We start from the raw sequence: 11,326 nt of genomic DNA, 5'->3' as shown, positions 1-11,326 counted from the left end.
AGTACGAACGAAAAATCAAATCCCCTTATCCTGCTTTACTATTATTTTCTGAATTTCGAGTTTATCTCCGGCTTGCTCTATCTGTAAACGAAGTACACAAGCTCCTGCGGGAAGAGTGAGTTTTCCTATTTCTCTTTCCGTCCATTGTACAGAGCTGGGTAATTGCATGGGTTCTGTCTTTACTTCCGAATCAGAAGCTACGGACAATAAAGAATTTCCTTTTGATTGATAAACAAGATAAACGGTATAATCTCCATCGGTAGGAATACTTACAGTATAATTCATCCATTCTCCATCTTCTATTTGGGTAACGACGTAATTATCTTCTTCTTTTCGTAGCTCTACTGCTCCGTCAGGTCTGTATTCGTTGCCACGTTTCTTTCCTACATTGTGATAGGTATGCCCTTCGGGATCTTCCGCAAGACAATAATAATCGTAATCGGCAGCCGATATTTCACAAGGTAGCAAATGAATTCCTGATACACGCTTTCCCGTAGAGAAAGAAACGGGATCGCCTGCCATCCAGGGAGTCAATCGCTTGGTCAATGTTCCCCAGCCAGTCCATTCATAAAACCAGTTGGGTGCTATCCCCCAGTTTTCGCAACCGTGATGTTCTATCATATAATCACGGTAACGTTTCAACCAGGTATAGTTGTTCTCCGGCAATCCAGCACGTACTGCATAATGCGCCAATGCCATTTCACGAGTTCCGCCACTACCTGCTACGTCTCCACGTCCGTGAGGAGATACGGCTACGGATTCCCAACGTCCACTACGGCTTTTTATCTGGAGAAATTTTCCGTTCTCAAAGGTAACTTCATTTGAATTCTTACTATAACTTGTCGGTTCCCAAGGCTCTTTTTGCTCTTCATAGGTCTGGACTTTAGAGAGGTTATAACGATAGTTCCATTCCAAACCAAGAAGCAAACGGTTATTGAGACAATTATACAAAGAATCTCCCTGATTCCATGCCATTTCTGCGATAGCTACATAATTGTGGATACCTGCCAATACATGTCCCTGGTCGCGACTCGACTCCTGACATTGACCGTTTGGATAGATATAATACTGTAGCTGTTCATCGTATCCATAATCTGAAATCTTGTTTTCTCTTCCTTCCAATTTATAATCAAGCATGGTTGGTGATTTCTTAATCGGTTCTTTGCTAGTGACCGTCGGTCCTGAAGGATAAGGTAAATCATCCGGTCGATGCTTCATTCCCAATAAATAACGGTAAGCACGGTCATACATTACTTCGTTATCTAAGTAAATCCCCATTGCCATCATTCCACGAGCAGCGAAAAGTCCTTGATTACCAAACCTTGCGGCATCGAAATTAAAAATATTCCAATAGAATGTAACTCCGTTCTTTGAATCATCCCAGTAATTTGCATATTTGGAAGAGAAATCTTCCGTATTGCTATATCCAGGATAGACCAACATATTTTTAAAACGTTGCTGGTCTTCTACTTTCCAACCGGAATAATCACGCATTAATTCGGCGGCATCAATTAAAAGGTAAATCTTTCCGTTATCTAATGGTCCTGTTCCACGACTACTTGTATTGGTATAATAAGAATTAGCATTCAGATATTCGACCGCTTTACGAGCATAAGCCTCATTGCCCGTCAGATGCCAAAGCAAAGCTAAGTCATGTGCCCGCCTGCCATCTACTCCGATAGTAGCATTAAAACGTCCTTCTCTGATTTGTTTTCCCCGATTGATAACTTGCGTATTGAGTGAAGAATAGGGAGATTCCTTTAATTTCAGGAAAGTAGAATAATAAGGCTCGTGTTTCGCCTTGACCATAGCTTTCATCCGGTCTAAATCACCTTGGGTATAGGTGATTCCGGGATGGATAAAGTTACGTCGTTGCGCTTGCACTCCATTTTGAATATTCCCAATCCATACAATCCCAATAATCCATATAATTTTGTTAATCATAGTGCGATTCGTTTTTTATACAAGTGATAAGCAAAGATAGTATTTAGTAATAGAAAGGAGTTCAAAGTGAATGAAACATTTACTTTGATTAGCATAAACCCAGAAATAAAACTCTTGTATTTATACTCATGGTTCTCTTCCAGACTCCTTAATTCTGATCCCAATGCAGCTTTGCTCTCATCTATTAATAGATAAGTTATTATCTTCCTATTGCAAAGTTCTTTCCTTCTAATACAAAAGTTACTTTTATCTAATAGAAATCTATAATTGCAAGCTTTGATTATAAAAACGCAAGTTTCATTTATATAATTGCAAGTTCTAATTATACAAATGAAACTTGCATTTATAGTTTATGTTTAACCTAAAGAAAGTTTGGTCTTAGAAGAAAAAAAGTTTGCACCTAATACAAAGAGATTTTCCCATTCATACTTCATGTACCAGATTATGCTATTTGACTGTGATATTCTTTATGTATTCATTCGTGATAAAATCATCTATATTTTTCATCTTCATACCGTTGATAATCACATTATCGAAGATGATATTCTTGACGGAACGTTCTTTATCAAACCCTTTCAATAGAGATGGATTCTCCCCTACTCCATTATAAATGATATTCCGAAAAATAATATCTTCAATTCCCCGGCCGGGTTGCTTATCATACTTTGAATTAAAACGAACATTAATATGAAACAATCTTCCCTCCTGGATATTCTCTACACGGATATCCTCAAATAACACCTTGCGTACCAAGTTTTTATCACCGCAATCCACTGCCATACAACCCTGATAAAGAAGATCATCTTCATCATGTTCCAGAATATCGACATTACGGACAGTTATATTCTCAAGAATCTCTCCAACCTTATCGTCCGGGTTACCGTGTCCTCCAATGTTGATCGGATGAGCAATATCCGCCCAAAGGATTGAATTCTGTAAAGTCACGTTACGACTTCCTCCGTAATAGTTCCAGCGATGGGCATAGATGGCAATACAATCATCACTGTTCCGCATAAAAACATTGTCTATTAATACGTCACTGCAACACATCAGATCTATGCCATCACTCCATCCTTTACAACTAAAAGACTTTAAATTATTGATGGTCAACCCTGTAGACTCACCACCAAATACTGTATAGTGATCTGGATTTATAACTGTAATACCGTCAATCCATACATTTTTAGAATGAGTAACTTCTATTCCACGGATCGGATGGTCGAGAATACCACGCCCGACAATGCGTACATTTTCAGCTTTGTCAATCAATAATTTAGCTTTTACAATAGCTCCGGGAGCTAAATAAACAGTAGTATTGGAAGGAATCTGTATCTGTGTATTCGGCAAATCTTTCGGACGATGGACACCCGGTCCGAAATACATTACCTTGTCACTGCCTTCAGTATAAGTTTCTGTTTCCAAAGGATTAGCAAACAAATGAAGATTATGCAAACGATCACCGTTAAACTCAATCGACAGGCATTGAGGTCTAGTGAGTGTAAAAAAGATAGCATTGTGGTTTACCGTATGTTGTATACCTATTGCTAACGGACGGATTTTCACATCCTGAATTGTGCCATTGTTCTTTTTCACCATCACTTCTACAGGACTCCCCATATCAAACTGTACCATTGAAGCAGATTGTACCCGATCCATATCTACTTGGACTTCATATTCGAATACATCTTTCCATTCACCGCCTGCTTCACGTACTTTGACTGTATAATCATCATTATGTGGCATACCAGTGTTCAATCCTTCCGGATAGGTTACTAATTGGGCATTCCCGAATGTCGAAAATGCAATAGCTATTGCTAACAAACATTTTCTTTTACCTGATAAAACTCCTACTATATTCATATCACTAAACTATGTTATATTTTAATTATTCTGTTTATTGAAGTTCTTTCTAAAACTATACTTTCTATTCCACCCAGGTTGGCAAACTGGTAACAGAAACTATAGAAAAAATAACCAATGCAAAAAATCTCCTTTATTGTCTATTACGAACAATAAAGGAGATTTACCTAGAACATTCCAGTTTTTTCTGTCTTCTTATTTTTTACTTTTTACATACGGTTCTGCATATTGAGTCGGCAGTGCTCTCGATATGTCTTTGAAACATTTAGTAAAACTAGTATACAATACACCTTCCTATTCTTTATTATAGCTTTATTCGAACGGAACTGACAAGTACTAGAATATGAATTGAAAACGTCCCTGTACTACACTAAAGTTTGTGCTTTCGATCTCTTTGATATGCGAGCCGGGGATGAAGTAGCTATAATTCAATTTGACAGCAATGTGTTTATTGATATAGTAATTCAATCCGAAGGAGAGGTCTTTCTGTGTTCCGCCTTTTATTCCGGCATCATTCAGAGAGAGATAATTGAAACGGGCACATAGTTCGAGTGCTTTTCCTTCCGGTCTTCCGGGACAGGCTACTTCTTCGTCATACAGATAATTCTGTCCCAACAATAGCCAGGAACATTGCAGATAAGCTCCTTGTGCCGTATAGTTCTCAAAACCCTTTTCCCGTTTTACATGGGCGCGGATGTATTCACCCTGAAGAAAGAATTTATGATAGTAAATTAGCAGTTCGGTTCCTATTTTAAATTGAGATGCTGCATGATCTACATCTGCTTGTATTAATGTACGATTATCAATCGTGCTCACGCCCGGAGATTTATAAGTAAACGTATTCCTGTTCTCATCTTCGGGAAGCGTGCCGTCCGGTGTACGATGGATAGCTGCTAATCCTATATGTACCAGTTTCGCTTGCTCATAAAGTGGACGGTAAACCAAACGTCCGTCAATGGCATATCCTTGCGATGCGTTTTTCAGGTTGCTCAAATCATTATCGGTAAAGAATCCGCCACACAGATAGTAATATTGGGTACGATAGGAATAGGCTACTCCCATACGTCGGCTATTTGTCAATGCCAGCACAGCTCCCGGAGATTGGTTGAAGCGAAGATCAAATGTACTACAAATCATATCGAGACTGAATGGCTCATAGAATTGTCCTATCTGAATGGAACTATTCTTATAGGAATAGGTGGCAAAAGCATCTTTGATGGCTACTTTGTTTCCGGCATATCCCATTTCCAGTTTCATTCCCCAGTTCTGATAGGTAGCTTTTACACCGATGCGAAGGTCATTAAATTCCGTGCCGTTGCCAAAGTTATTCGGATTCTTCAGATACACTCCTCCATCCATTAATAGACGCCCGGTGATTTTATATTGTATGCCATCGGGCAGATTCTGTGCCGTTATCCGGGAAGTCGTTAGTATTAGAGATAGAAGGAAGGAGAATTTCAAATATAGTCCTATTATTTTCATCGTCCACCTTTTATCAAATTTGTGAAAAAGTAGTTGGCTCCATACCTTCTCCCGTAAATTTTATCCCGTTGCTCATTTCGGCTTCTTTCGCTTTCTTCAGTTGTTTCTCTTTTTTATAGCGCTGTATCAGGTAAATCATGGAGCAGGTGAAAGCAACCGTACAGATCAGTCCTACGTAACCGGATAATATATTATAAAATTCCAACCAGTTTATGTCTGCATGGGCAAATTCTTTGAACATCAAGACAAGTACAGTTCCCGTATATCCGATAAAATCAATGGTCACAATGAAGAAACCGACATTTCCTTTTATCTTGAAACAAGCGATGAAGCGGTCGAAAAAAATGCTTTGAAAACAGAGGTAGGCAATATACAGACAGAGACTTTGGACAAACAGCCAGGTGATTGCATCCAATTGCAGAGAATCATAATTGAAAGATATAAAACTCATGGTGGCTGTCCCAAGTACGACCAATCCCAGCAGGGCAACCAAAACTTTTATGTTACTTTTCACAAAGGCCATCGCTCCGAATAACGCCAGAATTATTAATGTAACGACTGTATCTACCTGCGCAAACATCCATGAGGACTGTCCGTTCATATCAATAATCTTCACCAGGAAATCTTCCTTAATATCTCTAAGCACTACCAACATTAGGTTAGCTACAAACAATAATACAAGAAATGGCATAAAGTCGATGAACAGTTCTTTCCGTTGCTTGCCATTCAGAGTTACACGACTACTTTTTTGTTCTATATCTTGTGCCGTAGGTTGTGGCAAACGGGTTAAGCTATATCCCAAAAGAGCCAATAAAGGAAGTGCAAAAGCACCGATAAGTGCCGGCATCCAAAATTCGCTGACGTTCAATGTATTCATAACGAACAATCCGATGGATTTTGCCGTTCCCGAACTGATAACAATACTGATTCCTAAAAGACTGGCCAAAATATCCGTAGTGCGGCGACCTTCGATAAAACTGAAAATAACTCCCCACATACAGCCCAATGACAATCCATTGAAGAACATGGCAAACATATTATAAGGAGTGGGAAGTGCTCCGAACGCAACCAATGACAATTCCGCTACGGCAATGGAAACGAGTATAAACTTCAGGCGATTCTCTCTCTTCAATTCGGAAATCAACTTGATACCTATAAACTTGGCTATCAGATAACCTGCTATCTGAATGATAGTAACCAGTACTTTATAATCAAAGCCGAATGCTTCTATCCCGTCAAAAGTAGCAGCTGTGAAAGGTTTGCGCAATGTATAAACCAGTGAGTAAGAAAGAAGGGCTGCTCCACCTGCCCATAGAATAAAGAGGAAATCGGCTAATCTTCTGTTTGAACTTTGTTTCGATATTGCTTCAGTAATCGTTTTCATACGTTTTCGTTTTAATTTCTGGAGCAAAAGTAGAGGAGAATAGCAAGGGAGAAAATGAATTCTAAAGATTCATTTTATTCATTATCAGGTAGAAATGGAAGTAATATTAATGTAACGTTTATGTAACCGTAATTTCTTGGAAATGGAATACAAAAAGGGTTGCACAATCACTAATCCGGTATTGCGCAACCCTTTTTATTCGATTTCTTATTTTTCTTCTTATTGGAAAGTAGGCATCTTGAATCTGTACAATAATCCACCTACCATGGAAGCTACGCGGTCAGGTCTTCCCTGTTCGGAGCCATCGTATGTATCGGTACGGATACCGACTTTAGGTTCGGCATACAGATACAAAGAAGAAGCCACTTTCAGCTTTACCTGCACACCGGCATCCAGTCCCGGCACTGCTCGGAACTTACCGTAACGGCGTACCAGTCCGGCCGTAACTCCCACAAAAGGAACAACATCTATCACATGGTCGGGGCTGTATCCTTTTGCCAATGTGGCCAGACTCATCATATAATCCATACCCAAACCGGCATAATGAAGATTCATCTTCGACGACGTTTTGGCCTTGTACATAATTGTTCCATTTACCCGCCATGCAGATAACGGAGTGTACCATTTACCTATGCTTCCTTTTGCTTCTACACCTGCATTCTTCACCAAATCTTTGTTGGCTACGAGCAAGCTACCCAATCCAAGTGCACCGGAGATGAAGTAACGCTTGTCATCCTGACCAAACACGCTGCGATTGGCTGCTTTTGAATAAGGAACAAAGCGATAGTGGAAACCTGCATTGACTCCTACCATTACGTCTTTCTGCATAAAGCCCAGATTACCTTCAATGAATTTATCTCCATACAAGCGAATCTGCGGTTCAATGTACAAACCGAGAAAATCATTCACATGCCATAATCCCTGTATGCCTGCATTAATACCCGGTTGGAACTTATGGTCTGATTTGGAAGTATAAGCAAGGTTGACACCTACCGAACCTATTAAATCAAAGATACGATCGGAATTATATCCACTCATGGTAGACGTTATGTTCCACAAGTAATCAAGACCACCACTGACGCTGGCATGTCTAAGTTTGCCCGCTTTAACACTTCCCGGAACTACATAGTTCGTAAAGAATCCACCCGTACCCACCAGGCGCAAACCGGAATAAGGGCTCAACCACTTACCGATAGAGACAGAAGCCTGCGGACCTAAAGAACCAAGGTTTTCAAGATTCGTCTTATTCAGGAACATTTGCACACCGATTCCCGAAGTCATAAACAGATTGTCTGCGATGTGATTGCTTGAGAATCCGTTCTTCGGACGTGCCGCACGGTCAATCGTATGATAAGTCAAACCAAAATTCAACTCTCCGAGCTGATCCGTATTGCCACCTACTCCGCGACCTCCTGCATATCTCTTATTATACACATTGAGGCGAGGTTCTATAAATAAATCCACAGAACGGTTGATACGGAAACTTCCTTGCACACCGACTCCTATTCCCGGAGCATACTTGGCGGTTTTATCCACTCCTTTCGTACCTGCCAGGTTAACTCCGGCAATACCGATCAGACTAAATATTCTGTCTTCATCATATCCCCAAAGAACATTATTGATATTCAACAGATAGTCCGCATGCAGATCGACATGTTTAAAGTAGCCGCTTGCACTGCCCGAAGGGGTGTCTGAAAGTCCAACCGTCCCGGACAAACGCAGACCGGAAGAAGGACTGAACCATTTACCGATTCCGGCAGAGAACTGGGGACCTAATCCTTTAATCGTATTCTTGATTCCCGGAACTTTCAGTGTACTGATACCACCGGATAAAGAGATAAACATATGATTCAGGAAGGAACTTTTATCGAAATCATCGAAATGAATCTTAGTTCCCATCGGAGCAGCAGGCATATAGGTCAGACCTACCAGAACCGAACCAGCCATTTTATAGTTTCTCCAACTTTCCGTATACGCAAAACCGTCATTATACCATCCGATCCGCGGTTCTACAAACAAATCCAATGTAGAAGAAAGACGTACATTTCCCTGTAAACCGAGATGAGCGCCGTAATAAAGCTGACCGCCGCCTTTCAAATCCGGATACTTTTCGGAACGATCGCTATTGTCGCCCACCTTAGAATAACCGGCTTCTATACCTGCAATCCCTACTAACTCAAAACAACGGTTTGCATTGTATCCGTATGCCAGGGAGGACATATTCAACAGATAGTCCAGGCTGCCGCCACCCATTTTTATTTTAGAATCGTAGATACTCGACGGCAGATAACCTAAATTCACCCCTATCCGAAGTCCATGAACCGGAGTAATCCACTTTCCCATAAAGAGATGGGCGGTCATTCCCATTCCATCCTGACTATCTCCACTTGTTAACAAGCTGTATGGCCCTATTCCGGCAGAGAAAAAGAGATGTTCATTGAATTTATTGCTCTCGAACTTTTCATTTGCAGGCCGTTTCTGTAACATATATTGCAATGCACCATAATCCTGTGCCTGTAAGGTAACAGCAAGCATCAGGAAGATTGCCACTGCTACATATTTATTGTTGATTCTGAAGATATTCATCGTTTACTCTTGTTGTATATATCATTATTTAATTTTCTGCTCTTCCGGCAGCAAGTCAATAATATCACCGTCCACCTTCGCTACTTCCAATAAGGAAGGATCAAGTTCAAGGGCCTTCTCAATGCTCATAATCGCATCACCTATTTTCTCCAGGCGGTTGGCGGCAATCGCTTTTATATAATATTCGCGGGCGGTCTCTACATCCATGGTAGAAATCTTATCCCATGCTTCCTGATTCTTCTTCATTGCCAGCAGCATCACCACCTCATTGAAAGGGCTGGTAGCCGCCACCTTTTCGAAAGCATCATTATAATAACCGGCCAATGCCTGAACAATGGCCTGCAAATCTTCAGAAACCGCTTCTTCGGGAACCAAGGTCAAGACTGAATCTGCTTTTGTATATTTCCCTTCATGCAGCAAGGCAATAGCCTGATTGGACAATAACTCCGCCGGTGCCGATTTACTGACAAACGGTTCGAGAATACGTGAATCCGGAGTATCTTTCTGTATCGTTGCCACTGCCAGTTCATTGGCTGCATACGTAAAGTTATCATAAAGTTCAAGAGCTTCCCTACAATACTTTTCCCTTTCGTCGGGAGTTTTTGCTGTCGTAATCATACGGTAATATTCGAAACGGGTCAGTTCCTTCGGATTCTTTCTGTAAAGTTCTCTAATCTCGTCGTCCGTCAAAGAACGGAAGATTGAATAACCATAGGTATATTGCACCTTTCTCAATTTAGGCAAATAAGTAGCCGCAAGTTCCTTGTAGAAAGGTTTCGATTTCAAGACCCCATTCAACCGGTAAGGAGTAGCTGCATATTGTTTGATTAAGTCCTCTACTTCTTTAGCCAGTTCCGGCTTGGAGTTTTTTTTCAGCAATTCAGCTACCTCCTTCCAGGAGGCAACCGATGCATCCGATTTCACCTCCAACAGTTTACGTGTTTCCGGGTCCAGTTGTGCCAGTATACGTTCCAGGGCCTTATCCGTACGCAATTTTGCCAGACGAAGATTCGTCGCGTAAGAACCGTCCGGCGAAGCCACCCCCGTAATATGAAAACTCTTCAAAGAGGCATCCGGGTTCGTCTCAATACCACGCAATTCCTGATTCAACCGGTTCAGTTCCACCTGATTTTGTGGATTCTTATCATCCAGGTCGGCTTTACCTACCAGGAAGGTTAAGTTTACCTCACCTTTCGTATCCCGCAACTGCATCACGGGTTTCGGAAGGTATTTCTCGTCCGTCAGGCTGAAAGCGGAGAATTTATACTCCAAGAAGCGAAGCGGGTTGACCGTTCCGCGTGCAATGGAGAAAGAGTCACGATAAATGATATTCCGGTAATTTTCCATCGCCAGATGCACATCTGCACGGTAGTCATGTTGCAGATATTCTATATAGATAGAATCATGGTAAGCAATAATATCCCCCTTGCGTGAAGAAGTAGTTTTCACACGGATGTAATCGTGCAAAGGATCTTTATCCATATCATAATCGTACATTCGATTTTGCGTTGTATTATAAGTATCCCCGTCGAATACAACAGGACGCATCAACAGACGCTTTTTCAGTGTCACATCATAAATGGAAGGCTGCAATACCAAGCGACGATGTGAGTTAAACATCTCCTTAGGCACCGGGACACGAGTTTTCAGATGGAAATAATTACCTTTGATTTCGATGTCCGTAGGTTCCGGAATCACTTTGTCCTTCACTTTGGAAGTAATTGTAACTTCGTCCAGTTCGATGACGGCATCTTTCAATACTACATTCAGAATCTGCTTTCCTGCCACCTTCACTGTTTTGTCTTCATAACCGACACATGTAAACTTCAACGAGCCGTTTTTCTCAACCAAGACACTGTAACGGCCATCCTCGTCGGACATTTCTATACGTTCGTCATTGACCGGATTCAACACATTTACATTCGGAACACTTTTTCCCTGCGGGTTTGTGATATGCCCCTGCACGCGGATCCGTTGGGCGGATACATTCATACCGACGAACATCATCGCCACGAGAAGTATACCTGTTAATCTATCACGTTTCAAATTGATTTTCATTCTCTTTTCTGA

The 11,326-nt window shown here is 41.1% G+C and carries 6 protein-coding genes; all 6 read right to left on the bottom strand.

What is annotated here, in order from left to right; genetic code table 11:
* Nucleotides 1-15: 15 nt before the first annotated feature.
* The gene (locus tag DXA54_RS07945; RefSeq protein ID WP_120079177.1) at nucleotides 16-1,944 is read right to left on the bottom strand and encodes an alginate lyase family protein; all 1,929 of its coding nucleotides are present in this window, start codon (nucleotides 1,942-1,944) and stop codon (nucleotides 16-18) included.
* Between the two features lie 447 nt (nucleotides 1,945-2,391).
* Complete coding sequence (locus DXA54_RS07940) at nucleotides 2,392-3,804, bottom strand: glycosyl hydrolase family 28 protein (RefSeq protein WP_117610809.1); 1,413 nt, start codon at nucleotides 3,802-3,804, stop codon at nucleotides 2,392-2,394.
* A 336-nt stretch (nucleotides 3,805-4,140) separates the two neighbouring features.
* Complete coding sequence (locus DXA54_RS07935) at nucleotides 4,141-5,286, bottom strand: OprO/OprP family phosphate-selective porin (protein WP_004305856.1); 1,146 nt, start codon at nucleotides 5,284-5,286, stop codon at nucleotides 4,141-4,143.
* A gap of 13 nt (nucleotides 5,287-5,299) precedes the next feature.
* Nucleotides 5,300-6,670, bottom strand: coding sequence for a DUF5690 family protein (locus tag DXA54_RS07930; protein ID WP_009039930.1), 1,371 nt, complete (start codon nucleotides 6,668-6,670; stop codon nucleotides 5,300-5,302).
* Between the two features lie 219 nt (nucleotides 6,671-6,889).
* Nucleotides 6,890-9,256 (bottom strand): hypothetical protein, encoded by a 2,367-nt coding sequence (locus tag DXA54_RS07925; protein ID WP_009039931.1) that lies wholly within the window; start codon nucleotides 9,254-9,256, stop codon nucleotides 6,890-6,892.
* 24 nt (nucleotides 9,257-9,280) lie between these two features.
* Entirely contained in the window at nucleotides 9,281-11,314 is a 2,034-nt protein-coding gene (locus DXA54_RS07920; protein ID WP_015532778.1) for a tetratricopeptide repeat protein, read from the bottom strand.
* Between the last annotated feature and the right edge of the window lie 12 nt (nucleotides 11,315-11,326).

Source organism: Bacteroides sp. OF03-11BH (assembly GCF_003604005.1).
In the GTDB taxonomy this organism is placed as follows: domain Bacteria; phylum Bacteroidota; class Bacteroidia; order Bacteroidales; family Bacteroidaceae; genus Bacteroides; species Bacteroides ovatus.
Note: the sequence above shows the minus strand (reverse complement) of the source record. Positions and strands in the feature narration are given on the sequence as shown.